A 24,236-nucleotide genomic window follows, 5' to 3' on the forward strand; every position below is an offset into this window, starting at 1 on the left:
TCAAAGCAGGCCGGCGCGGTGTCCCGTCGCCGGAACAGCGCGCACCGGGCGTGCGTGTGGCGAGCGAAAGGGCCCGTGGCACAGCAGTTTCGGTCGGGTCAGGCGGATCGGCGTGCGGTGTGCTCCACCTTCGCGCTGCCGAGCTGACGGATCAGCTCGGCGGTGCTGCTGACGGCGCCGCAGCGGCGAGCCACATAGTTCAGCGCCATGATGTGGTCGTCGCGGCTGAAATCGGCGGTGGCATCGTGCACCAGGAACGGGCGCACATCGCCCATGAAGGCTTCCGCGGCACTGAGCATGCAGCCCATGTGGGCGTAGACGCCGGTGATGAGCAGCTGGTCGCGGCCGTAATAGGCGAGCAGTTCGCGCAGGTCGGTGCGCTGGAATGCGGAGTAGCGCCACTTGGTGACCTGGATGTCCTGCGGTTCGGGGGCGATGGCGTTGATCACCGCGGTGTCGGCGCCCGCGGTCATGCCGGTGCCCCAGAAGTCGGCGAGGATGCCCCGTCGCGACGGGTGCTGGTCGCCCGGCTGCATGGTGTAGATGACCGGGATGTCGTGCTGGTGGCAGTGGTCGCGCAGGATGGCGATATTGGCGATCATGGTGCGGGCGGGATCGCGGTAGAGGTCGTAGGCATCGAGGAAGTACTGCTGCATATCGTGGATGAGCAGTGCGCTGCGGCCGGGCTCGGCGGTCCAGCCGACCTGGTCGGCGGTGAACTCGTCGGCGCCCGGCATCGGATAGGGCGCGATCGGTGGAATGGGCATGACGGCCTCTCGTTCTGGTGCGAAGTCGGCGTCAGCCGACGGTGACGGGCAGGTCCGCGATACCGAGCGGACCGAGGATGCGCTGGAATTTGCCGGTGGTCTCGGCCAGTTCGGCGGCCGGATCCGACGCGGCGACGATCCCGCCGCCCGCGTGCGCGAGCAGCGTGGAGCCGTCCGCGGCCAGTTCGGCGCAGCGGATGCTCACCATCCACTCGCCGTTGCCGTCGGCATCGCACCAGCCGACCGCACCCGCGTAGAAGCCGCGCTCGCCTTCGAGGTCGGCGATCACGCGGGCGGCCGCGCCGGTGGGTGTGCCGCAGACCGCGGGTGTGGGGTGCAGCGCTACGGCCAGCTCGAGCGCCGACGGACCCGCGACCGGGACGGCGGCGGTGATCGGGGTGCCCAGGTGCCACATCGCCGGGGTTGCCATGAGTTCCGGTGCCGGAGTGCTCACTTCGGCACAACGATCGCGCAGTACGGCGGCGACCTGATCAGTGACGAAGCGGTGTTCGGCCAGGTCTTTGGCAGAGGCGAGCAGGGTGTCGGCGGCGGTCCGGTCGGCGTCGCCGTCGTCGAGCACGCGGCGAGCCGAGCCGGCCAACGGATGACTGAGGATCCGGTTTCCGCTGCGGCGCACCAGGATCTCGGGGCTGGAGCCGACGAGATGGCGGCCGGGATATCGGCCACCCGCAGCGGACAGATCGACGAGGAAACCGTTCGACATCGGATCCGAGGCGACCATCAGGTCGAAGATGTCCTGGGCGCGAACCGGATTCGCGCAGCGGGCTCGGATCGCACGGGCCAGTACCACCTTCTGTAGCGGATGGCCGGGGTCGGCGAGCAGTTCGACAGCAGTGGCGACGCGCTGGCGGTGTTCGTCCGGTGTGGGTAGCGCCGCGTCGAATTCGAACTGTGGGAACGTTCGCGAATCGGGCCGGGGCGTGACGGCCTGCGGCTCGAGGTGTGAACCGGGTTGCCAGGGCGTGTCGGTGATCGTCACCGATTCCGGCGCCCACAACGCGGTGGGCGCGCCGGGGGTGAACGGGAGCGCGCCGACGATGTGGCTGATCCGGCCGCTGCGCAGCGCGGTGATCGCCTCGTGTGCCGAGCGGAAGACCGTCCCGCCCGCGGTGGCGGACACGGTCCGCTGCGGACGGGACAGCACAAAAGCGGGGTCTGAACTGGCGGTACTGATCGGGATCATCCTCTCGGTCACATATCTAGCGTTGCGCCACCGTCGACCCGCAGGTCGTGCATGGTGATGTGGCGGGCGCCGTCGGACGCCAGGAAGTGGACGGCCGAGGCGATGTCGTCGGGAGCGGCGATGCGGCGCAACGGGATTCCGAGCCGGTAGGCCGCGGGATCACCGTCGAGCAGCGCGGATTCGGCGGCCTCGTCGAGTGGTGTGCCGCCGAACATGTCGAGCAGCATGGTGGTGTCGGTGGAGCCGGGGGAGACCAGGTTGACCCGCACACCCAGGGGCGCGACCTGCAACGCGAGTGATCTGGTGAACGCGGTGGCGGCGGCCTTGGCGGCGCCGTAGGCGGCCATGCCGACCCGAGGCGCCGCCGCCGCGTTGGAGGACACCACGACGATGGACCCGCGCCCGGCGGCGGCCATGTCGGTGGCGGCGCGCTGGGTCACCAGCACGGTCGCGGTGGCGTTGACGGTCAGGCAGCGGGTCCAGTCGTCCACGTCGAGATCGAGCGCGGTTCCGCCGACCAGGACCCCGGCGGCGTGCACCAGTACCTCGACGCGGCCGTGTTCGTCGGTGAGGCGGTCGAATGCCGCGCGCACCGCATCGGCGTCGGTGAGGTCGACGGTGACGCCGTGTACGGAGGCTCCGGTGGCGCCGGCGCTCTCGGATCGAGCGGCGCGGGGATCGGCTGCGCTGCGCGAGGAGTCGGGTGCCGCACCTGTGTCGCCGCCGTGGGTGGCGATGGCGTCGTCCGTGGCAGCGTTGACCCCGCCCACGGCGTGGGTGGTGCCAGTGCCGCCCAGATCGGCGGTGGCCCCGCCAGTGGCGGTGGTGGCGAGGGCAGCGGCGGTGGTGGCGAGGGCAGCGGCGGTGTCGTGGACCGCGGGGTCGAGGTCCCAGAGCGAGACGACCCGCTCCTCGGCCGCGAAGCGCGCGGCGATCGCGGCCCCGATACCCCCGGCCGCACCGGTGACGACGACGATCCGCCGACGGGAATCACCATTAGACATGAGGTTAGCCTAACCTGAATTTGCCGTCAGTTGGTTAGCTTCGCTCACAACTTCCGACGGCGACACCGGAATGCCCGTTGGAAAGAGGTGCTCGAATTGACCGATCCCGTACTCCCCGGATTCACCCCGTGGCCCGCTGACCTGGCGCAACGCTACCGAGATCAGAACCTTTGGGCCGGTGCCACATTCGGCGAAGTCCTCGCCACGCGCGCAGCCGCCGCGCCCGATCGGCTCGCGATTGTCGACACCGCGAACAGCTGGACCTACGCCGAACTCCACCACCGCGCTCGCTCGCTCGCCACCGGCCTCGCCCGCCTCGGCATCACCCGCGGTGAGCGGGTACTGGTGCAGTTGCCCAACCGCGCCGAATTCGTCGAAGTGGTCTTCGCGCTGTTCGAGCTGGGCGCGCTGCCGGTGTTCTGCCTGCCCGCGCACCGCGCCGCCGAACTGGTGCCGATCGCGGGGGCCGCCGCGGCGACCGCCATCATCACCTGCGGCACGCACCAGCGCTTCGACTACGCGGAGCTCGCGGCGACGGTGCGGGCCGAGGTGCCCACCCTGCGACACGTGCTGCTCGTCCTCGACGAGGGGCAGGAGCCGCACGAGGGTGCGCGTGACATCGACGAATTCCGGGACGAACCAGCAGATCTGCCACCGACCGACGCCGGTGACGTCGCGTTCCTGCAGTTGTCCGGCGGCAGCACCGGCATCCCGAAGCTCATCGCCCGCACCCACGACGACTACCTCTACAGCGTGCGCCGCAGCGCCGAGATCTGCGAACTCGACAGCGATACGGTCTATCTCGCGACGCTGCCGGTGGCGCACAACTTCCCGATGAGTTCGCCGGGCATTCTCGGCGCGCTCTGGGCCGGTGGCACGGTGGCGCTGACGCCCGATCCCACGCCGGCGACCGCTTTCCCGCTCATCGAACGGTTCGGCGTCACCATCACCGGCCTTGTTCCCCCCTTGGCGCGGCTGTGGACCGAGCGCGCCGAAGCCGGCCCGACACCCGATCTGTCGAGCCTGCGGGTGCTCCAGGTGGGCGGCGCCCGCTGCCAGGACGAACTGGCCCGCCGGATCGGGCCGGCGCTCGGCGTCACCCTGCAGCAGGTGTTCGGCATGGCCGAGGGCCTGGTCTGCTACACCCGGCTCGACGATCCGATCGAGGTGGTGGTGAGTACCCAGGGGCGGCCGATGTCGGAGTTCGACGAGATCGCGGTCGTCGACGACCACGGCGTCGAGGTGGCGCCGGGCGCGCAGGGCAACCTGATCACCCAGGGCCCGTACACGATTCGCGGCTACTACGACAATCCCGAGGCCGATGCCCGCAGCTTCACCGCCACGGGCTGGTACCGCACCGGCGACATCGTCTCGGTGCGGCCCGACGGCAATCTGGTCGTCGCGGGCCGCGCCGGTGACTGGGTGAACCGCGGTGGCGAGAAGGTGTCGGCCGAGGAGCTCGAGGCGCTGCTGCTCGAACACCCCGGTGTGCGTGACGCCGTCATCGTCGGCACCCCGGACCCGGTGCTGGGACAACGTATCTGCGCTTTCGTCCAGCCCGCTGATCCGGCGCAGCGGCCGACGCTGGCAGCGGTGCGCAAGTTCGTGCGCGAGCGCGGGGTCGCGGCGTGGAAGATGCCCGACAAGGTTGTCGTGGTCGACGAGTTCCCGGCCACCGGTGTCGGCAAGACCAGCCGCAAAGAGTTGCGGCGAGCGCTCGCCGACAGCGCGCAGGGTCAGAGCTCGGCGCAGCACGCGGTCCGATAAGCCGTCGACGCCGCACTGGACAGCCACGCGGGCGGCCGGGGGCGGCACAGATGTCCGACCGCCCCCGGCCTCCGTCTGCCCGGTCGCAGTCTGCCCGGCCTCCGTCTGCTCCGCCGTTATCCGCCCGGTCGCAGTCTGCTCCGCCGTTATCCGCCCGGTCACAGTCTGCCCGGCAGGCGCTCGCTCAGGTCGCTGATCGCGCTCAGGTCGCTGACTGCGCTCAGGTCGCTGACCGTGCTCAGGCCGCCGACGGCGCTCAGGTCGCTGACCGTGCTCAGGCCGCCGACGGCGCTCAGGTCGCTGACCGCGCTCAGGTCGCCGACGGAGCTCAGGCCAGCAGTTCGATCCAGGTGCCGAGTACGGGTTCGCCCGCGAGTGTGGGGAAGTCGATATCCGCATGTCCAGCCGTCCGCCATTTCTCCACCAGCGACATGATGCGCACCGAGTCGAGCCCGGCATCGAGTAGATCGGTCTGCGCGGTGAGTTCGGCCGGGTCGACACCCAGCACGGTGGCCACGTCACCGATCACCTGTTCGTCGGTCATGTCTCAGTCCTCTCGATCGAAGTCGGTGACGCCGCGCTTCCAGTACCCGGCGATGAGCGAGTCCTTGGGGCCGATCCCCAGGTCGTCGCGGATGAACCTGCGGATTCCGCGCAGGCAGCCCGCCTCGCCGGCCGCCCACGCGTAAACGCGATGACCGGCGGCGACTTTCACCTCACGCACGGCCTGTTCGAGCAGGTCGCTGGTGCCCGGCGCGAGTTCGCCGCGGTGCAGCCAGCGCACCCGCACCCCGGCGGGCGGGTCGAGCGGGATCTCCTCGCTCGGTCCGGCCACCTCGATGAACGCCCAGCCGGTGGTGTCGCGTGGCATCCGCTCGAGCCAGCGGGCGATGGCGGGCAGCGCGGTGATGTCACCGGCGAGCAGGTAGTCGTCGTAGGTCTCCGGGATGACGACGCCACCGGGCGGACCGGCGATGTGCACCTTGGTGCCCGGAGTCACCGAGGTGGCCCACTCGGAGGCGAGACCGCCGGGGTGGATGACGAACTCGATGTCGAGTTCGCCGTCTTCGACGCTGTGGCGGCGCACCGTGTACTCGCGCGAAACCGGTCGCGGGTTACCCCACTCGAGCATCGCGCCCTCGCGTTTGGGCAGCCGGAGTACGCCGTCTTCGCTCGGGAAGATCAGCCGTACATGCTCATCGGGCACGTAGCTGTGGAACTGCCCGATCTCGGGCCCGCCGAAGGTGATCCGCAGCAGTGCCGACCCCACGGGGACGACCCGCAGTACTTCCACTTCTTGGAGCCCGATCGGGTAGGGCACCTTGGCGCCGTGGTCCCCGGCGAGCACCTCGGCGATGGCCTCGGCGTAGGCGGTGCGATCGGTCATCATTGTTCCTTTCTGCGCAGTGGCCCGGCGGCGAGTGCCATCAGGGCGGTGAGTACGAGGACCGCGACGCCGTAGAGCACGAGCGCGCGGCCGGGAGCGAACAGCTGCCCGGCGAAACCGGCCACCATGGAGCCGACGGCGGTGCCGGTGACCGACTGCACCATCAGCAGACCCGACATGCGGCCGCGCAGGTGATCGGGCGCGGCCTGCTGGAGCATGGCGTAGCGCAGCACCATGTTCACCGCTCTGGCCAGGCCGAACCCGGCCAGTCCGAGGAACACCAGCGCCGCGTGCGACCACAACCCGGCCGCGATCACGCCGATCGGCATCAGCGCCAGCGAAACCAGCAGGGCCCGGCCGGTGTTGACCCGGCTCATCCAGCCGCTGGTCAGCGTGCCGAGCACCGCACCGGCACCGGGCGCGGCGTAGAGCAGGCCGAGGGTGCCCGGTCCCGCGTCGAGTTCGACGTCGGCGAAGGCGGGCAGCAGCACCAGCGGTCCACTGACCAGCATTCCGATCAGCCCGGTCGCCAGGATGAGCCGGATGGATTGGTGGCGCACGGCGAAGGCGATGCCTGCAGCCAGTTCACGCACCGGGTTCTGCAGCTCGCGTTGCGGTGGCGGCGACGGCCCGATCGCGGTGATCAGCCCGACGGTCGCGGTGGTGGCCAGGGCGCAGAGGAAATAGGCAGTGGCCACACCGGTTTTCGCGACGAGCAGACCGGCGACCGCCGGGGTGATCATCGTGCCGAGGTCGGTGGTGAGCGAGACCAGCGCACCGGCCGCGGCCACCTTCTCCCGGCCGACCAGCGCCGGCACCATGGCCATCAGTGCCGAACCGCTCACGCCGCCCGCCAGGCCGTCGATGACGGCGGCGAGATAGATCGCCGACAGCATCGGATCCGGCAGCACGGCGTTCACTCCGAGCAGCAGGAATCCGATTCCCGCGGCGCTGCGCGACCACTGGATCACCGTGCGTCGGTCGTATCGGTCGGCGACCACGCCGCCGGCGAGACTGCCGGCGAACAGCGCCGCCGCGGTGGTGGTGGCGACCCCGGCGACCTGCAGACTCGAACCGGTGAGCTGGTAGACCTGCAACGGCAGGGCCACCATGAGCAGCCCGATGCCGAGCACCGACACCAGCCGCGCCGCGAACGCGCACCGGAAAGGGCGCGAGGCCCGCAGCGGGCTGAGGTCGATGAGCAGTCCCGTGGTCACCGGAAGCGTTCCACGAGCAGGTCGAGGGTGGTCATGACGGTGCGGTAGTCGGGTCGCGAGCTGGTGGCGGGCAGTTCGAAGACCGTGTTCGCCCGGAACGCGGGCAACGAGGCGTACAGCGGGTCGCCGCGCAGCTGCTCGACCGGACGTCCGCCGCTGAGCGGGATGGCGAACAGCACCGGCGCGTCGACCACGGTGTTGAGCAGTTCCGGGCTGAAGCTGATGAAGTCGGCGCTCTGCTCCTTGGCCGGGTTGCCCGCCTTGGCTTCCACCTGCGTGTCCAGGGTGAAGCCGACCTCCGCGAGCAGTGCGGGCAGGGCGGCGGTGGGCACGAAGACCGTGGGCTTCTGGCTCTTGATCGACTGGAACACCACGGTCGCGCCGGCGGGCGGCTTGATCTTGCTCTTGGCCTCGGTGAGCTTGGCCTGGTAGTTCGAGATCAAGGTGTCGACATTGGCCGGCTTGTTCACGGTTTCGGCGATGAACCGCAGCTGGTCCTGCCAGTAGGTGGTCTCGGTCGGCAGCAGCACCGTGGGGGCGATGGCGCTGAGCTGGTCGTAGGCGTTCACCGACTGCTGGCCGGGGAAGCCCTGACCACCGCCGATGATCAGATCGGGGCGCTGGGCGGCGATGAACTCGAGATTGATGCTCTCACCGGACGGCACGGCCTGGGTGCCCTGTTGTTTCGCGTCCTCGGCCCAGCCGGTGGGGAATTCGCCCGGCTTGTTCGGAACCCCGAGCAGGCGCGGGTCGGCCGCGACGACGGTGGCCTCGAGGTCGTAGAGGTAGCCGGCCAGATTGCCGTTGAGCACGACGATGCGCTGCGGGTCGGCGGGTACCTGGACCGGGCCCTTCGCGGAGGCCACCGTACGTGGACCGGCGTCGGTGGTCCCGGAGGACGAGTTACCGCACGCGGTGAGCACCGCGACGAGCGCGAGGATCAGCAGGGCGGGCGCGGCGCGGCGACGGCCGGCGGATCGGTTGGTGAACATGGACGGGATTCCTCATTTCTTGCGATGGTGGCGCCGTGCCACTCAGTGCACCTGCGCGGCGTTCTCGGCCAGCGGGATCACCAGTGGCGTACCGGTTTCCGGGTCGGCGACGATCCGGCAACGCAGTGCGAACACTTCGCGAACCAGCTCGGCGGTGACGATCTCGGCGGGCTCCCCGCAGGCGACGACCCGCCCGTCGCGCATGGCGATCAGGTGGTCGGCGTAGCGGAAGGCGTGGTTGAGGTCGTGCAGTACCGCGACCACGGTTCGACCGGAGTCGCGATTGAGTGAGCGGCACAGATCCAGCAGCTGGATCTGGTAGGCGATATCGAGGTAGGTGGTCGGCTCGTCGAGCAGGATGATCGGCGTCTGCTGGGCGAGCACCATCGAGATCCACACCCGTTGCCGCTGCCCGCCCGAGAGCTGCTCGACCGGCCGCGCCGACAGCTCGGTGACGCCGGTGGCCGCCATCGCCGCCGCCACGGCCTCCTCATCGGCGCGCGACCACTGCCGCAGCATCGTCTGATGCGGATAGCGGCCGCGGGCGACGAGATCGGCCACCCGGATACCGTCGGGCGCGGTCGAGCTCTGCGGCAGCAGGCCCACCCGGCGGGCCAGTTCTTTGGCCGGATAGTCGGTGACCGGCTTGTCGTCGAGCAGTACGGTCCCGGCTTCGGGGGTGAGCAGCCGGGCCAGCGCGCGCAGCAGCGTGGACTTGCCGCAGGCGTTCGGGCCGATGATCACGGTGAACTTCTCGTCCGGAATGTCCACGGAGAGCTGGTCACTGATCGTGTTGCCCTTGTACCCGAGCCGGACTCGGTCGGCGCGCAACCGCGCGGGGTGAGAGTCGTTCATTGTCGCTTTCCTAGTTCCGCCGTGCCTCGACGACGAGCAGATACGCCAGGTACAGCCCGCCGATCGAGCCGGTGACGATGCCGACCGGGATCGTGGTGGGGGCGAAGGCGTGCTGGGCGATCCAGTCGCAGGTGATCAGCAGGGTCGCGCCCATCACCGCGGCGGGGGCCAGGGCGATCGACGGGGTGCGGGTGAGCCGGCGCGCCAGATGCGGGGCGGCCAGCGCGACGAAGGCGATCGGCCCGGCGACGGCCGTGGCGAGCGAGGTGAATCCGACGCTGAGCGCGATCAGCCAACCGGTGGCTCTGCTCGCGTCGAGCCCGAGAGCGCGTGCGGTGTCGTCACCGAGTTCGAGGATCTGCAGGCGGGGCGCGGCCGGGATCACCGCCAGCGCCAGCACCGCCAGGATGAGCATCGTCGGCGCGACCTGCGGCCACGACAGCCCGTTGAGCGAGCCCGCGCCCCAGGCCGCCGCCGACATCGCCGCGTCCAGATCCGCCCGCATGATCAGCCAGGTGTTGACCGAGGCGAGCATGGCGCTCACACCGATACCGACGATGATCAGCCGGAAGCCGGATACGTTGTGGCGCAGCGCCAGCAGGTGGATCACCAGGGCGGCGCCGAGGCCGCCGATCATCGCGCCCGCCGCGGTCTGGAAGTTCCCGCCGCCGAGGATCAGGATCACCAGCAGGGCCCCGGTGTAGGCGCCGGTGCTGAATCCGATGATGTCGGGACTGCCCAGTGGGTTCCGGGTCACCGACTGCAGGATCGCACCGCTCACGCCCAGCGCCGCGCCCAGAGCCAGCGCGAGCAGGATGCGTGGCAGCCGCCAATCCCACACCACCAGCCGGTCGAAGCGCTCGTCGCCGATGAACACCGCGCGCAGCACGCGCGCAGCGGGAATGGGGAATTCGCCGCTGCCCAGGGCGATGACGGCGGTGACGACGGCGATCGCCAGCAGGATCGCGCAGACCACCACGGTGCGCACGCCGATCCTGGCGGTGAGGCCGAGGCGCCGCGGACGGAACAGGACTGTGGTGCGTCCGAAGTCGATTTTCGTGGGGCGCTGATCGTTCATGCCGCGGCTCCCACGCGTGCACGGCGGGCCAGCCAGATCAGCATCGGCGCGCCGAGGAACGCCGTGACCAGCCCGGCGGGGACCTCGTCGGGGCGGATGATGACGCGGCCGAGGACATCGGCGGTGAGGACCAGCAGCGGCGCGAGCACCAGCGAGTACGCCAAGATCCAGCGCTGATCGGGACCGACCAGCCAGCGGGCGATGTGGGGCACCGCGAGGCCGACGAACGCGATCGGGCCCACGGCCGCGGTCGCGGTGCCGCACAGCAGCACCAGCGCCAGTGCGGTGAGCAGCCGGGTGCGGGTGACGTGCACGCCGAGCGCGCGGGCCAGGTCATCGCCCAGCGCGACGGTATTGAGTGAGCGCGCGCAGGCCGCGGCGATCAGCAAGCCGACCAGGATGAACGGCGTGGCGCCCGCGATGATGTCGAATCCGCGGCCGGTGAGCGAACCGGCGTCCCAGCGCCGCATCTCGTCGAACGCCTTGGGGTCGAGCAGCATCAGGCCACGGGTGAGTCCACCCAGCACGGCGGTGGCGGCCACGCCGGCCAGGGTCAGGCGGATCGGGTCGGTGCCGCTGTGGCCGGCGGTGCCGAGCCGGTACACGACCACCGAAACCACTGCGGCGCCGAGGAACCCGAACCAGACGTAGGAGGTGAGATCACTCACGCCGAGCAGTCCCACCGCGATCGTGATCGCGAAGGCCGCGCCCGCGTTCACCCCGAGCAATCCGGGGTCGGCGAGCGGGTTGCGGGTGAGCCCCTGCATCAGGCAGCCCGCGACACCGAGAGCCAGTCCGGCGAGTAGCCCGAGCACGGTTCTGGGCAGCCGGTATTCGGTGATGGTGATGTGGTCGGGCGTGGTCACCGATCCGGTGACGGCGTGCCAGACCTCGCCGACCGGAATCGCTTTCGTGCCGACCAGCAGGCTCAGCGAACAGGCCGCGAGCAGCAACGTCACCGTCACCAACCAGCCGGACCAGCGCGGACTTCTCATCAGGGATCTCTCTCACATCGAACTACGTCACCCGGCAGCGTAGCTCAGATTTAGGTGAGCCTTGCCTGATTCAAAGTTAGCCGAGGCAAGGTCTTGATAGGTGAGCCTAACCTGTCTAAGGTCCCATCTGTTCAAGATCGGTGCGAATCGGTCACAACAGTTGATGAGGACATCCACGATGCGAAAAATGCTTGCGGCCACCGCGATGGCCACGGCCGCGCTGGCCGTTGCCGGCGGATCAGCGAACGCGGACACCTTCGTTCCGCTCCCCGACGGTGAGAGGGCCGGACCCGGCGTGCTGATCAAGCGCGTGGGCGAAAGCGCCCTGATCTCGCCGTCGATGGCGGCCAACGGCGCCGGGCGCGTGGCGTGGGTGAGCGGAACGGTGCTGGCCGAAGTCGCCGAGACCCCGAAGGGCGACCCCCGGCCGTGGGTCGGCGGCGCCGGCAACCCGGGCACCAACAACTCCTCGACCCACGGCTCCTCACGGATCAATACCGGCTACATCGTCGGCTGCCAGGTGAGCATCGCCGAAAACGCCATCTCGGCGGGCGTCTCCGGTGGCATCTCCACCAGCGGCGTGAACGCGGGTGGCTCCATCGGCGTCAAGCTCGGCCCGGGTGAGGTGAAGTTCGTCGGCGTCGAAGGCTTCGACATCGTCGAGAAGGGCAACTACCACGTCAGTTACAAAGACGTCGAGTTGCAGATCCAGGGTTGTGCCGGTTACGCGCAGGCCAGGTCCTACACCGTCGTGGAGATCATCGGCGACCACTACTCCAAGACCACCCTCTACGGTGCTCCGTTCAGCATCGGCTGACCCGGTGGCCCCTTTCGACGAATAGGAATCTCCGCATGACCATCTTCACGAAGGCGACCGCCCGCCTGGCCGTCGTGGCCGCGGCCGCGAGTGTCGCGCTCGGTCTGTTCTCCACCGGCGCCGCGCACGCCGACACCTTCATCCCGCTGCCCGGCGGCGAGATCACCGAAACACTGCCCGACGGCACCTCGGTGACCATCCGGCTGCGTGACGAGTCGGTCAACATCAGCCCCTCCATGGGTGCGACTCCGTTGCACCGCAACGTGTGGGCCTCGGGCCGGGCCGAAGTGCAGGTCCACGGTGCCCACAAGGGCGTCAAGCTCTACCCCGGCTATGTCGTCGGCTGCCAGGTCGACATCTCCGGCGGCAACGCCAACGGTGGCGCCAACGGCGCGGTGAACAGCCAGGGCAAGGGCAGCGGCGGGGTGACCTCGGGCGGCAACCTGACCCTGGGCCCCGGCCAGGCGTCGACCTTCTGGCTGCTCGATGTCGAGGGCCCGGACGCCTACGGCGAGCGGGGCAGCGTCCCCGCCATCAAGTTCCGTGGCCAGGAGGGCTCGGTCACCTGGGCCGACTCCACGCTCGGGCTCGCGGGCTGCGCGGGTTACGCGCAGGCGCGTGCCTTCGTCGCCGTCGAGGTGAGCACCGAGTTCGGCCGTTCCGAGCTGCGCCTGTGGGGCCAGCCGTTCAGCCTGGGCTGACAGCGAAGCGGACTCTCGCCGACCGGAAGGTCGGCGAGAGTCCGCTTTTCGCTCGGTCAGGCAGGAGACCGCTCGGACCGGGACCGTCCGCTTCGTTCAGGTCGGGCGGTCCGCTTCGCTCCGGTCAGGACCGTCCGCTTCATTCAGGTCAAGGGTGGTCTGATTCGATCGGGGTCAGGATCGGCCCGCTCAGTTCGGGTCGGTCGAACCCGCCTTACTCAGGTCGGTGGAGTCCGCTTCGCTCAGCTCGGAGCCGGTCGCCACGTCGTTCGGTGCCGGGATGTGTCGGAGCAGCACCATCACGAGCGCGGCGGCGATCGCGGTCAAACCGATACCCACCAGCGAATTGATCTGCAGCGCATGGGTATACGCCTGCCTCGCGACCGTGGTGAGTTCGGCGCCGAGCGTCTCGGGCAGCGCCGTCGCGACGTGCAGTGCCCCGGCGAGCGTGTCCTCGGCGACGGTCGCGACCTCCGACGGGAGCCCGGCGGGCAGTTGATCCGCCATCTGCCCGCGATACACCGCGGTACCGATGCTGCCGATCACCGCGACACCCAGTGCGGCCGAAAGCTCTTGCCCTGTCTCGGAAATGGCCGACGCGGCACCGGCGCGATCCGGGTCGACCGCGCCGACGATCAGGTCGAGTCCCAGCACGAACATCGGGCTCAGACCGAGCGAGAACACGACCATGCCGGTGACGATCAACGCGAGGTCGTCGGTCCCCGACAGCTGGGTGAACACGGCGTAGCCGGCCATCGCGATCACCAGACCGCCCGTCATCAGATAGGCAGGCCGGATCCTGGGCGCGAGCGCGCTCACCACCCCGGCCGCCACGACCATCGCCGCTGCCTGCGGCACCGTCCACAGCCCGGCCTCGAAGGCCGAAAGACCCAGCACCAGCTGCAGATACTGGGCGAGCAGCAGGAACAGCCCGCCCATCGCGAGCATGGCCACCATCAAGGCGACCAGCGAACCGCTGAACCGGACATTGCCGAACAGGCCCAGATCGATCAGCGGATCGGTCAGGCGCCGCTGGCGCAGCACGAACACCGTGCCCAGCGCCAGACCCAGGGCCAGGACGCCGATGGCTTCGATCGATACCCCGTCTTTGGCCAGCTCCTTGATGCCGTAGATGACGCCCATCACCGACAGCAGTGACAACAGGGCGCTGAACAGGTCCAGCTTGCCAGGGTTCGGATCCTTGTACTCGGGCAGCAACACCGGACCGGTCGCGAGCAACAGCACCATCGCCGGTACCGCGACCAGGAACACCGAACCCCACCAGAAGTTCTCCAGCATCGCGCCACCGACCAGCGGGCCGATCACCATGCCGACCATGAAGCTGGTCATCCACACGCTGATCGCGGTGGTGCGCTGCCGGTCGTCGTGGAACATGTTGCGGATGAGCGCCAGCGTGGACGGCATCAGGGTGGCACCGGCGATGCCGAGCAGCGCGCGGGTGCCGACCAGCATGCTCGCGCTGGTCGAATAGGCCGCCACCACCGACGCGACGCCGAAGGCGACCGCGCCGATCATCAGCAGGCGGCGCCGGCCGATGCGGTCGCCGAGGGTGCCCATGGTGATGAGGAAGCCGGCCACCAGGAAGCCGTAGATGTCGAGGATCCACAGCAGCTGGGAGCTGCTCGGCTGGAGGGCTTCGCTGATGTGGGGTATCGCCAGATACAGCACACTCAGGTCCATCGAGATGAGCAGCGTCGGCAGGGCGAGCACCGCCAGTCCGATCCACTCCTTGAGGCCTGCGGTCGGGGTGGATTCGTCGTTCGACGGGGTGCTCTTGATCGAGGTCACCCTTTGACGTTACCGACGGATCGGCGCCGCATGCCAGCAGTTTATGCCGCAGCACACAACAGCAAGTCACTGGACATTCCGGGCGCGCGCCCACGATGATGGGCGCGGTGTCCACACGTAATGAACAGCTCCGGCTCGTCGACCCGGCGCGGCAGGCCGAGCAGGGCGAGCCGTTCCCGTGGTCGGCCGCCATCGATTCCACCTATTCCACCCGCGACGCCATCGACGCGCTGGCACTGGCGCCGTTCCTGCGCGGCGAGCATCCCTTCGCGCGCCAGGCACATCTGGATCGCGTACGCCCCGAAGCGCCGCTGCGCCCCGCGCAGTCCCTGATCGTGCGCTCGGTCGTCGACGACGACAGCAGCGCGCTGCTCGCCGCGGGCGAAGGCTGGTCGTTGCGGGCGGCACGCTGGGCGGGGGGGTCGGCCACCGTCGAGGTGAGCGCGGTGAGCGACGAGCTGGCGGTCGAGGTGCTGGCCCAGGCCATCGAGGGCGCGGCGCAGTCGCGTGCGGCCGAGGACACGGTGGAGATGGGCTTCTGGCACATGGATGTCCGCCGGCCCGTGCGCAGGCGCCGCCGGATCGCGGCGCCCACGTGGCCGCAGATCCGCGGCAACTACGCGGGCTCGGTGGCCGCGGGCATGGAACAGCTGATGGCGCTCGGTGCCGCCGACATCAACGGCCGACTGGTGCTGTTGCACGGCGAACCCGGCACCGGCAAGACCACCGCGCTGCGCGCGCTCGCCCGTTCGTGGGCGCCGTGGTGCCAGGTGGACTGCGTGGTCGACCCGGAGGAACTGTTCAGCAATCCCGGCTACCTGATGGAGGTCGCCGCGGGCGCCGACGGCGACGACGAGGACGGCCGCTGGCGCCTGCTGGTGCTCGAGGACTGCGACGAACTCATTCGCGGTGAAGCCAAAGAAGCCGCGGGACAGAAGCTCTCGCGCCTGCTCAACCTCACCGACGGCATGCTCGGCCAGGGCCGCAAGGTGCTGATCGCCATCACCACCAACGAGGATCTCTCCCGCCTGCACCCCGCCGTCGTGCGCCCCGGCCGCTGCCTGGCCCAGCTCGAGGTCGGCCGCTTGTCGCCCGCGGAAGCCCGCGACTGGCTCGCCGGCCACACCGATGCTCACCCTGGCATCTCCTTCAGCGACGGCGCCACTCTCGCCGAACTGGTGGCGCTGCGCGACGGCGGCATCCAGATCCAATCCACCACCCCGACCACCGAAGTGGGCATGTACCTCTAGCGTTCCCGCGCCTCCACGGCCACCTTCGTCTCCAGCGGGGACGCGTCGGGCCGCAGTGCGCGATACGCCCGGATGGCCTGGATTCTCTTGCCTCGGGCCAGGAGTTCGTCGACCTCACTCAGGTCGAGCTCCGATGCCGGGAGCGGCCGCCTGAACGAAGTCGCTAGCCGTCGCCGTGGCGCACTGCTGGGTGTGGTGGTGCGACGATGCTCGCGGCGCACGCGCAGGCCAGGGTGAGGACCAGCGGGATGGTCAGTGCCGCGGTGAGGGGGATCAGCGCGGTGAGCCAGCCGATCAGCGCCGGACCGGCCAGCAGGCCCAGGTACCCGATGGTGAACACCCGTGACATGTCCGTGGCCGCGGTGCTGCCACCGAGGTTGCCGGCGGTGGTGAAGATCTGGGGTACGCCACCGGCGAGGCCCAGACCGCACAGCGCCCAGCCGATGAGGGTGAGCGGCAACCACGGCGACGCGATGACCACCGCGAATCCCGCCGCGCAGAGCAGGCTCCCGTAGCGCACGATGGCAACGGGCCCGATGGCGGCACTCACCCGGTCGGCGAGGAACCGGCCCAGCGTCATGGTCGCGGAGAAGGCGCCGAAAGCCAGTGCCGCCGCGCCGTCGGCGACGCCGAGATGTTCGCGCGCCTGCAAGGCGCTCCAGTCACCCGCGACTCCTTCGGCGAGCAGCAGCACGAAGGCGATCACACCGAGGGACAGAACTTTTCGGGTTCGATCCGGCTTCATCAGTGCCGACGGGTGGTTCGTCACTTCGCGACTCCCGCTGCGCTGTCGAACAGCACCGGCAGTTTCGCCCGTGACGACGCCCTCGACCGAGCCCTCCGTCTCCCCTTCGTAGCGTTCTACATGCGAGCCGGTTTCCGGCCGGCCGGGTTCGGCCACGGCACCCGGCCGGCGATGCGCGACCAGGTGCGGCACCAGCACCGCGGTGACCACCAGCCCCGCCACGCCCGCGCAGGTCAGCGTCACCTGCGGCGACAGACCGGCCCGCTGCGTAGCCGCGCCGACCAGCGAACCAGCGAACCCACCACCGGAGAACATCGCGTGGAACGCCGACATGATCGGCCGTCCGTAGGCCCGCTCCACCTGCACCGCCTGGGTGTTCATCGAGACATCGAGCGCCCCGTTGCCGAAGCCGAAGCAGGCCAGCGCCACCGCCAGCGACACCGGCCCGGTCGCCAGACCCGGACCCAGCACCGTCACCGAGATCGCGGCCGCCGCCACCGCCACCAGCGTCCGGCTACCGATCCGATCCGCCGCCGGCCCCGCGAGCCGCATACCGACGATCGCGGTCCCCGCCAGCAACAACACGAACATCCCGAGCAACGACGCCGACACTCCCGTCCGATCGGTGATCGCCGGAATGTGCACCACCCACATGGCCAGCAAGAACCCGTTCAACGTGAACGCCCCGAACACCGCGCCCCTCGCCGACCGGAGCCGCCGATCCACCGCCGCTGAACTCACCGCCGCAACGGTACCGGGCGGGCACTTCGAGATCACCAGGCTCTGGTGCTGATTTCCGTTCGGCCGATGTTTGCGTGAGTGCCTGGTGGTCAACAGCCCAATGGGCTAGTTGCGGGGTGTCCACACTCCGGTGGCGGCGGTTTCCTTGGTGTAGGTGGTGAAGTCGCGGGGTGGGCGGTTGAGGGCGCGGTGGACGCCGTCGGCGGTGGGGGTGTTGCGGCCGTCGAGGATGGTGCCGAACAGGTAGTCGAGCAGGCTGATCACCTCGCCGGGGACCTGGTATTCGGTCAAGGTGGCGACGAATTCGGGGCGGGTGACGGGGTGGAAAGTGATCCGGCGGCCGGTGGCGTCGGCTATCTCGGCGACCGCTTCGGCGAAAGTCAGGGCTCGGGGGCCGGTGAGCTCGTAGACCTGGCCCGCGTGCCGCGCGTCGGTGAGGGCCGCGAACGCCACCTCGGCGATGTCGTCGACGTGTACGAACGGTTCGGGCACATCGCCGTTGGGTAGCGCCACCGCGCCGGCGAGAACATCGTCGAGGAAGGCGCCCTCGTTGAAGTTGTGGGCGAAGAACGCGCAGCGAACGACGGTCCAGCGCAAACCCGAATCCCGCACGACCTGTTCGCATTCCAGCGCTTCGGGTTCGCCGCGACCCGACAGCAGCACCACCGATCCCACCCCGGCGGACCGGGCGGCGGCGGTGAACGCGCGGATCACGTCCGGGGCGCCGGGGACGGCGAGATCGGGCTGGAAGGCCAGGTACACCGAGTCGACGCCGGCCAGCGCGGGCGCCCAGGTGTCGCGGTCGGTCCAGTCGAAGGGGATCGCGGCGGTCCGCGAACCGTGACGGACGCGACGGCCGGCGGCCTCGAGCAATGCGGCGACGCGGCGACCGGTCTTGCCGGTGGCGCCGGTGACGAGGTGAACAGGCTGGTGAGCAGCGGTATTTGTCATGAGATGAGTACACCCCTCACGGCGGGCGGGCGACATCGTCGTGGCGCTCACGAACATGCGCGGTCGTCTACTGTGAAAGATGTGGATGCGTTAGCCGGTCTGCTCGAAGGCCCACGCGCCCGCGGCGCGTTCCTGATGTGCTCGTTGCTGAACCCGCCGTGGTCACTGCGCGTGCAGGACGAAGCACCGCTGACCGTGCTCGCGATGATTCGCGGAAAAGCCTGGGTCAGTACCGAGTCGGGTCCGCCGCGTCAGCTCGTGGCCGGTGATGTCGCCGTTTTCCGTGGGCCGCAGGCGTATACGGTCGCCGATGATCCCGCGACCGAACCGCAGGTCGTCATCCTGCCCGGACAGGTCACGACCACACCGAACGGCGAAATCCTCTGTGAGACTCTGAGTCTCGGCGTCCGGCAATGGGGGACAGATCCCCACGGTGAGACGATGATGGTCACCGGCACCTACGAATCCGCCGGCGCGGTGAGCCGACGTCTGCTGCGGGCCCTACCGCAGATGGCGGTACTGCCGCGCGGCGAGCTCGACACCCGGCTGCTCGACCTGCTCGTCGACGAGGCCACCAAAGACCTGCCCGCCCAGACCGCCGTCCTCGACCGCCTGCTCGACCTGCTGCTCATCGCGGCCTTGCGCGCCTGGTTCGCCCGGGACGACGCCCCCGCCTGGTACCACGCCTACAGCGACCCACTGGTCGGCAAGGCGCTGCGGTTGCTGCAACACAATCCGGCGCACCCGTGGACGGTGGTGGCGTTGGCCGAAGCGGTCGGCATGTCCAGGGCGGCGCTGGCCCGCCGGTTCACCGAGCTGGTCGGCGAACCACCGATGACCTTCCTCACCGAATGGCGGTTGTCGCTGGCCGCGGACCTGCTGTCGGAATCCGACGCCACCGTGGAGACCATCGCCCGTCAGGTCGGGTACGGCAGTGCGTTCGCGCTGAGCACCGCGTTCAAACGGCACTTCGGGGTGAGCCCCCGCGATCACCGCCACGGCGGCGGGCCTGCCCTGTCGTCGTCCGCCTGAACGGACGTGGGCTGGCATCATGACCGCATGACCTACCCCGTCCTGTGGCCGATGCCGACTCGCTGGGCCGACAACGACCAGTACGGTCACGTGAACAACGTGACCTACTACTCCTACTTCGACACCGCGGTCAACGCCTGGCTGATGCGGGCCACCGGCACCGACATCACCGCGCTGCCCGCGCTCGGCGTCGTCGCCCAGACCTCGTGCCGGTTCCACGGGTCGATCAGCTTCCCCGACCAGCTACAGGTGGGGCTGCGCATCTCCCGGCTCGGCAACTCGAGCATCACCTACGACCTGGCGATCTTCCGCGACACCGAGAACGGTCCGGAGCTGGCCGCCACCGGCGATTTCGTCCACGTCTACGTCGACACCGAGACCCGCAAGCCCGTCGCGATTCCCGACATCGTGCGCGAGGCCGCCGCCGAGCTCGTGACGGACTGATCGGCAGCCACCGTCGAAGTGCCCGGTGGCTGGGCATCCGGCAACGTCGAGCGGCTGGGCCGTGGAGTGGTTGGGCTGTGGAGGCGGGGCCGGGCTACGCGCGCAGCATGGTCTGGAAGCGGCGCATGCCCGCGATCCACCGGTCGTAGTCGGAGCCCTTGTTGCGGTACATCTGCAACACCTCCGGGTGCGGCAGGATCAGGAAATGTTCGGCGGCCATCGCCTCGACCACCGTGTCGGCGACTTCCTCGACACTGAGCACCGCGCCCGCCGTCTTCACCGCTTTGATCGCGAAGGCCGCCGCGTCCGGGTCCTCGGGGATGAGATCGCCGCTGAGCAACCGGGTGTCCACACCCATCGGGCACAGGCAGCTCACCCGAACACCCTGGTCGCCGTAGGTGACCGACAGCCATTCGGCGAAGCCGACCGCCGCGTGCTTGGTCACCGAGTACGGTGCCGATCCGAGCTGGGTCAGCAACCCCGCCGCCGAGGCGGTCGTCACGAAATACCCACTGCCCCGCTCGACCCAACCCGGCACGAGCAGTTTCGCGGCCCGCACATGCGCCATCACATTCACATCGATCGCGGCCGCCCACTGCGCTTCGGTGCTGTCGAGCCCGGGCCCACCACCGATCCCCGCATTCGCGAAATACAGGTCCACCGGCCCGAATTCGCGTTCGGCCGTGGCGATCAAAACGGCGATGACCTGCTCGTCGGCCACATCACCACCGACCGCGACCGCCTTGTCACCCAGCGCACCCGCCACCTTCGCCGCACTGTCGGCGTCGATATCGGCGACGACAACCCGCGCACCCCCGGCAACCAACCGCTCCGCCAACGCGGCCCCGATCCCGCCCCCGCCCCCGGTGACAACCGCAACCTTGCCTGCAATCTCCATGCCCCGAACCCTAACGGCGCCAACCCGGCCACACACCGGTTCGGCTCGGCAGCTGGACCCGTCCTCCAGCCCGCATCGATCGAACAGCGCCCCGAATACGGCTTCAGATGCGGCTGAGCAGGGTGAGGGGGTCCTCGAGGAAGCCTGCGGTGGTGGCGAGGAAGCGGGCGCCCAGTTCGCCGTCGACCATGCGGTGGTCGAAGCTCAGGCCCAGGGTGGTGACCCAGCGCACGGCCAGTTCGTCGCGGAAGACCCAGGGGCGTTTGCGGATGGAACCCACGCACAGGATCGCGGCTTCGCCCGGGTTCACCAGTGGTACCCCGGTATCGACGCCGAAGACGCCCACATTGGTGATGGTGAAGGTGCCGCCGCGCAGGTCGGGCGGGGTGGCGTTGCCCGAGCGCGCGGTCTCGGCCGCCCAGCTGATCTCGCGGCACAGCTCACGCAGGCTCAGGGCCTGGGCGTCTTTGAGGTTGGGCACCAGCAGCCCGCGGTCGGAGGCGACGGCGATACCCAGGTTCACATAGTGCTTGGTGACGATCTCCTGGTTCTGCTCGTCCCAGGCGGTGTTGATCCCGGGGTACTCCGCGATCGCCGCCAGCGTGGCTTTGGCCACCAGCGCCAGCGGGGTGAGCGTGAGGTCTTCGAAGGACTTGGTGGTGCGCAGGTGGTCGAGCAGTTCCATCGATGCGGTGCAGTCGACGGTGAGGAAGGTGCTGGCCTGCGGGATGGTGCGGGAACTGGCCTGCATCGCGGCGGCGGTGCGTTTGCGGATGCCGGAGATGGGTGTGCGTTGTTCGCGCGCCGTCGGTTCGATCAGGCCCGCATCGGTGTCGGTGGACTGGCCGTCGGCCGGTGCCGGCGCGGCACTGCCGGACCGGGCCGGGGTGCGTGGCGCGGTCACCGGCACCGCCGAGCGCACGTCTTCGACGGTGACGGCCCCTTCGGGGCCCGAACCCGCGACATACCACAGGTCGATGCCGAGTTCTTTGGCCAGTTTGCGCGCCGCGGGAGTCGCCGCGGCGCGATGGGAACTCGGAGTGTTCGCCGCCATCGCCGCCGACGGCGTGGCTTTACGTCTGCGCGAGGCGCTTTCGGCCTCGGGGCCGTAGCCGACCAGCACGTTGTTGCGGGGTTCGGCGGTCGGTGGCTGCGACACCTCGAGATCATTGCGCACCCGGATCAGCGGTGCCCCGACCGGGATGGTGTCGCCGGGGGTGGCCAGCAACTCGACGACGGTGCCGGAGAACGGCGACGGCAGCGCCACCACCGCCTTGGCGGTCTCCACCTCGGCGATGGTCTGGTTCAGCTCCACCGTGTCGCCGACCGCGACGGCCCAGGACACCAGGTCGCCGTCGGCGAGGCCCTCACCCAGATCGGGCAGGCGGAATTCGAGGACATGGCCGTCGTCGCCAGCGGCTGGTTCGGGCACAGGGCCACCTTTCGTCGTCACGCGGCCAGACAGCGGTCGACCGCCGCCAGAATGCGGTCGGGGTCGGGCAGGTGGTGCTTTTCGAGCTTAGCCGGGGGGTAGGGGATGTCGTAGCCGCCGACGCGCAGTACCGGCGCCTCGAGGTGATAGAAGCAGCGTTCGGTGATGCGCGCCGCGATCTCGGCGCCGAGTCCGGCGAACACCGGTGCTTCGTGCACGATGATCAACCGGCCGGTCTTGTCCACCGATTCGGCGACGGTGTCGACGTCGAGCGGCGAAAGGCTGCGCAGGTCGATCACCTCGAGCGAGTGTCCTTCCGCTGCCGCGATCTTCGCCGCCGCGAGCGCGGTGGCGACGGTGCCGCCGTAGGCGACGACGGTGGCGTCGGCGCCGCGGGTGCACACCCGTGCCTTGTGTAGCGCCAGATCTGGTTCCGCCTGGAAATCTACGTCGGCTTTGTCCCAATAGCGGCGTTTCGGTTCGAAGAAGATCACCGGATCGTCGAGTGCGATCGCCTGGCGGATCATCGAATACGCGTCGACGGGTGTACTCGGTGACACCACCCGCAGGCCCGCGGTGTGCGCGAAATACACCTCCGGCGACTCCGAATGATGCTCCACCGCACCGATTCCACCACCGAACGGAATACGAATCGTCAACGGCGCCTTCACCTTCCCGCCGGTGCGGTAGTGGATCTTGGCCACCTGGGAGACGATCTGGTCGAAGGCGGGATAGACGAAACCGTCGAACTGGATCTCCACCACCGGCCGGTAGCCGCGCAGCGCCATGCCGAAAGCCGTTCCGACGATGCCGGATTCGGCCAGCGGCGTGTCGATCACCCGGTTGTCGCCGAAATCCTTCTGCAGGGTGTCGGTCACCCGGAACACCCCGCCGAGCCGGCCGATGTCCTCGCCGAGCAGCACGACCTTGGTGTCGTCTTCCATCGCCCGGCGCAGACCGGTGTTGAGGGCGGCGGCGAAGGTGGAGATCATGACTGCGCTCCTTCGGCGAGGTAGGCCGAGAACTGTCGCGACTCTTCGGCCATCAAGGGGTGCTCGGTCGCGTAGACGTTGTCGAACATCCGCTCCGGATCGGGGTCGGGCATCTCCACCGTCGCGGCGCGCAACCGCCGGGCGACCTCGTCGGCCTCGGCGGCCACCTTCCTGGTGAACTCGGCGTCGAGTTCGCCCTCGCGTTCGAGCAGCAGGCGTACGCGTTCGATCGGGTCGCGGTGCTCCCAGTACTCGGTGTCGGCGGCGGTGCGGTACCGGCCCGGGTCGTCGGCGGTGGTGTGCGGGCCCATCCGGTAGGTCATCGCCTCGATGAAGGTGGGCCCGCCGCCGGTGCGGGCGCGTTCGACGGCCGCGCGGGTCACAGCGAGCACGGCCAGCACATCGTTACCGTCGACCTGCACGCCCGGCATCCCGTACCCGTCGGCCCGGCGCACCAGCGGCACGTGGCTCTGCACCGCGACCGGTTCGCTGATCGCCCACTGGTTGTTCTGGCAGAAGAACACCACCGGCGCGCTCCAGGTGGCGGCGAAACCGAGGGCCTCGGCGATGTCGCCCTGGCTGGTGGCGCCGTCGCCGAAGTAGGCGATGGTGGCGATGTCGGCGCCGTCGAGATGGGCCGCGTAGGCGTAACCGGTGGCGTGCAGGCCCTGGGAACCGACCACGATGTTGGCGTTGGTCATGTTCACCGCGTCCGGGTCCCAGCAGTGGTGGGCGACCCCGCGCCACAGCGCGGTGAGCTGCTCGGGTGCCACGCCACGGCAGTAGGCGACCGCGGTTTCGCGGTAGGAACAGAAGACGTAGTCGTCCGGTTGCAGGGCGTGCGCCGAGCCGACCTGCGCGGCCTCCTGGCCCAGCATCGGTGGCCACAGGCCCAGTTGGCCCTGGCGTTGCAACGCGGTCGCCTCGACATCGATGCGGCGGGTGACGACCAGGTCGGTATAGAGCCGCCGCAACCGTTCCGCGTCGATATCGGCCACCAGTGCGCCGTGTTCACGGTCGAACACCCGACGGCCATCGGGTTGGATCAACTGGACCGGATAGGTCTGCTTCTCCGACATCGAGATCGCCTCCTCACCACCGCGCCTTGTGGGCCGATGCAGGTACGACAATCGCTGAGTGCGATGTGTATCACTCAGC

Annotated in this window: 23 protein-coding genes; 6 read left to right on the plus strand and 17 right to left on the minus strand. The window is 69.5% G+C overall.

All coding sequences use genetic code 11. From position 1 onward, the window contains the following. Positions 1-98: 98 nt before the first annotated feature. From ACFO5K_RS26385 to ACFO5K_RS26395, 3 genes are read right to left on the minus strand one after another with little or no spacing between them, the layout of a single operon-like run. The gene (locus ACFO5K_RS26385; RefSeq protein ID WP_378568466.1) at positions 99-767 is read right to left on the minus strand and encodes an isochorismatase family protein; all 669 of its coding nucleotides are present in this window, start codon (positions 765-767) and stop codon (positions 99-101) included. A 31-nt stretch (positions 768-798) separates the two neighbouring features. Further along, positions 799-1,983, minus strand: coding sequence for an isochorismate synthase (locus ACFO5K_RS26390; RefSeq protein ID WP_378568468.1), 1,185 nt, complete (start codon positions 1,981-1,983; stop codon positions 799-801). After that, complete coding sequence (locus ACFO5K_RS26395) at positions 1,980-2,975, minus strand: SDR family oxidoreductase (protein WP_378568470.1); 996 nt, start codon at positions 2,973-2,975, stop codon at positions 1,980-1,982. The genes ACFO5K_RS26390 and ACFO5K_RS26395 overlap by 4 nt, the downstream gene beginning before the upstream one ends. A gap of 87 nt (positions 2,976-3,062) precedes the next feature. Between ACFO5K_RS26395 and ACFO5K_RS26400 the strand changes: the two genes are divergently transcribed. Beyond that, positions 3,063-4,742: a (2,3-dihydroxybenzoyl)adenylate synthase gene (locus ACFO5K_RS26400; protein ID WP_378568472.1), complete on the plus strand. Its 1,680-nt coding sequence runs from the start codon at positions 3,063-3,065 to the stop codon at positions 4,740-4,742. A gap of 328 nt (positions 4,743-5,070) precedes the next feature. Here the strand turns inward: ACFO5K_RS26400 and ACFO5K_RS26405 are convergent, their stop codons facing one another. Genes ACFO5K_RS26405 through ACFO5K_RS26435 form a run of 7 tightly spaced genes read right to left on the minus strand, consistent with a single transcriptional unit; the run spans position 5,071 to position 11,266 of the window. Next, positions 5,071-5,286 carry a phosphopantetheine-binding protein gene (locus tag ACFO5K_RS26405; protein WP_378568474.1) on the minus strand — a complete coding sequence of 72 codons (216 nt, stop codon included), beginning with the start codon at positions 5,284-5,286 and terminating at the stop codon, positions 5,071-5,073. 3 nt (positions 5,287-5,289) lie between these two features. After that, positions 5,290-6,129: a siderophore-interacting protein gene (locus ACFO5K_RS26410; protein ID WP_378568476.1), complete on the minus strand. Its 840-nt coding sequence runs from the start codon at positions 6,127-6,129 to the stop codon at positions 5,290-5,292. Beyond that, complete coding sequence (entS, locus tag ACFO5K_RS26415) at positions 6,129-7,346, minus strand: enterobactin transporter EntS (protein WP_378568478.1); 1,218 nt, start codon at positions 7,344-7,346, stop codon at positions 6,129-6,131. The genes ACFO5K_RS26410 and entS overlap by 1 nt, the downstream gene beginning before the upstream one ends. Further along, complete coding sequence (locus ACFO5K_RS26420; RefSeq protein ID WP_378568480.1) at positions 7,343-8,338, minus strand: ABC transporter substrate-binding protein; 996 nt, start codon at positions 8,336-8,338, stop codon at positions 7,343-7,345. Before ACFO5K_RS26420 ends, entS begins: the two co-directional genes overlap by 4 nt. Positions 8,339-8,380: 42 nt before the next feature. Further along, positions 8,381-9,193 (minus strand): ABC transporter ATP-binding protein, encoded by an 813-nt coding sequence (locus tag ACFO5K_RS26425; RefSeq protein ID WP_378568482.1) that lies wholly within the window; start codon positions 9,191-9,193, stop codon positions 8,381-8,383. A 10-nt stretch (positions 9,194-9,203) separates the two neighbouring features. Then, positions 9,204-10,271, minus strand: a complete 1,068-nt coding sequence (locus ACFO5K_RS26430; RefSeq protein ID WP_378568484.1) for a FecCD family ABC transporter permease — start codon at positions 10,269-10,271, stop codon at positions 9,204-9,206. Further along, positions 10,268-11,266 (minus strand): FecCD family ABC transporter permease, encoded by a 999-nt coding sequence (locus ACFO5K_RS26435; protein ID WP_378568486.1) that lies wholly within the window; start codon positions 11,264-11,266, stop codon positions 10,268-10,270. The genes ACFO5K_RS26430 and ACFO5K_RS26435 overlap by 4 nt, the downstream gene beginning before the upstream one ends. Positions 11,267-11,444: 178 nt before the next feature. Between ACFO5K_RS26435 and ACFO5K_RS26440 the strand changes: the two genes are divergently transcribed. After that, the gene (locus tag ACFO5K_RS26440) at positions 11,445-12,083 is read left to right on the plus strand and encodes an MspA family porin (protein ID WP_378568488.1); all 639 of its coding nucleotides are present in this window, start codon (positions 11,445-11,447) and stop codon (positions 12,081-12,083) included. A gap of 35 nt (positions 12,084-12,118) precedes the next feature. Continuing rightward, positions 12,119-12,784, plus strand: a complete 666-nt coding sequence (locus ACFO5K_RS26445) for an MspA family porin (protein ID WP_378568490.1) — start codon at positions 12,119-12,121, stop codon at positions 12,782-12,784. Between the two features lie 189 nt (positions 12,785-12,973). Here ACFO5K_RS26445 and ACFO5K_RS26450 read toward each other — a convergent pair whose 3' ends face one another. After that, positions 12,974-14,584: an MFS transporter gene (locus tag ACFO5K_RS26450; RefSeq protein WP_378568590.1), complete on the minus strand. Its 1,611-nt coding sequence runs from the start codon at positions 14,582-14,584 to the stop codon at positions 12,974-12,976. Positions 14,585-14,691: 107 nt separating this feature from the next. On the opposite strand from ACFO5K_RS26450, the gene ACFO5K_RS26455 reads away from it, so the two are divergent. After that, entirely contained in the window at positions 14,692-15,843 is a 1,152-nt protein-coding gene (locus ACFO5K_RS26455; protein ID WP_378568592.1) for a DUF5925 domain-containing protein, read from the plus strand. A 163-nt stretch (positions 15,844-16,006) separates the two neighbouring features. On the opposite strand, the gene ACFO5K_RS26460 is transcribed toward ACFO5K_RS26455, so the two are convergent. Next, the gene (locus tag ACFO5K_RS26460) at positions 16,007-17,422 is read right to left on the minus strand and encodes an MFS transporter (protein ID WP_449289698.1); all 1,416 of its coding nucleotides are present in this window, start codon (positions 17,420-17,422) and stop codon (positions 16,007-16,009) included. Positions 17,423-17,434: 12 nt separating this feature from the next. Then, positions 17,435-18,280, minus strand: coding sequence for an NAD(P)H-binding protein (locus tag ACFO5K_RS26465; RefSeq protein ID WP_378568492.1), 846 nt, complete (start codon positions 18,278-18,280; stop codon positions 17,435-17,437). Between the two features lie 81 nt (positions 18,281-18,361). Here ACFO5K_RS26465 and ACFO5K_RS26470 point away from each other — a divergent pair, with 81 nt between their 5' ends. Together ACFO5K_RS26470 and ACFO5K_RS26475 are read left to right on the plus strand one after the other, a co-directional pair. Then, positions 18,362-19,312, plus strand: a complete 951-nt coding sequence (locus ACFO5K_RS26470; protein WP_378568494.1) for an AraC family transcriptional regulator — start codon at positions 18,362-18,364, stop codon at positions 19,310-19,312. A 27-nt stretch (positions 19,313-19,339) separates the two neighbouring features. Continuing rightward, entirely contained in the window at positions 19,340-19,756 is a 417-nt protein-coding gene (locus tag ACFO5K_RS26475; protein WP_378568496.1) for an acyl-CoA thioesterase, read from the plus strand. A 94-nt stretch (positions 19,757-19,850) separates the two neighbouring features. Here the strand turns inward: ACFO5K_RS26475 and ACFO5K_RS26480 are convergent, their stop codons facing one another. From ACFO5K_RS26480 to pdhA, 4 genes are all read right to left on the minus strand, one after another. Further along, the gene (locus tag ACFO5K_RS26480) at positions 19,851-20,654 is read right to left on the minus strand and encodes an SDR family oxidoreductase (protein ID WP_378568498.1); all 804 of its coding nucleotides are present in this window, start codon (positions 20,652-20,654) and stop codon (positions 19,851-19,853) included. A 103-nt stretch (positions 20,655-20,757) separates the two neighbouring features. After that, on the minus strand, positions 20,758-22,086 hold the full coding sequence (locus ACFO5K_RS26485) for a dihydrolipoamide acetyltransferase family protein (RefSeq protein ID WP_378568500.1): 1,329 nt from the start codon (positions 22,084-22,086) through the stop codon (positions 20,758-20,760). A 17-nt stretch (positions 22,087-22,103) separates the two neighbouring features. Then, on the minus strand, positions 22,104-23,078 hold the full coding sequence (locus ACFO5K_RS26490) for an alpha-ketoacid dehydrogenase subunit beta (protein ID WP_378568502.1): 975 nt from the start codon (positions 23,076-23,078) through the stop codon (positions 22,104-22,106). Further along, on the minus strand, positions 23,075-24,157 hold the full coding sequence (gene pdhA, locus ACFO5K_RS26495; protein WP_378568504.1) for a pyruvate dehydrogenase (acetyl-transferring) E1 component subunit alpha: 1,083 nt from the start codon (positions 24,155-24,157) through the stop codon (positions 23,075-23,077). The genes ACFO5K_RS26490 and pdhA overlap by 4 nt, the downstream gene beginning before the upstream one ends. Positions 24,158-24,236: the final 79 nt, after the last annotated feature.

The organism is Nocardia halotolerans, assembly GCF_042650145.1.
Classification (GTDB): Bacteria; Actinomycetota; Actinomycetes; order Mycobacteriales; family Mycobacteriaceae; genus Nocardia; species Nocardia halotolerans.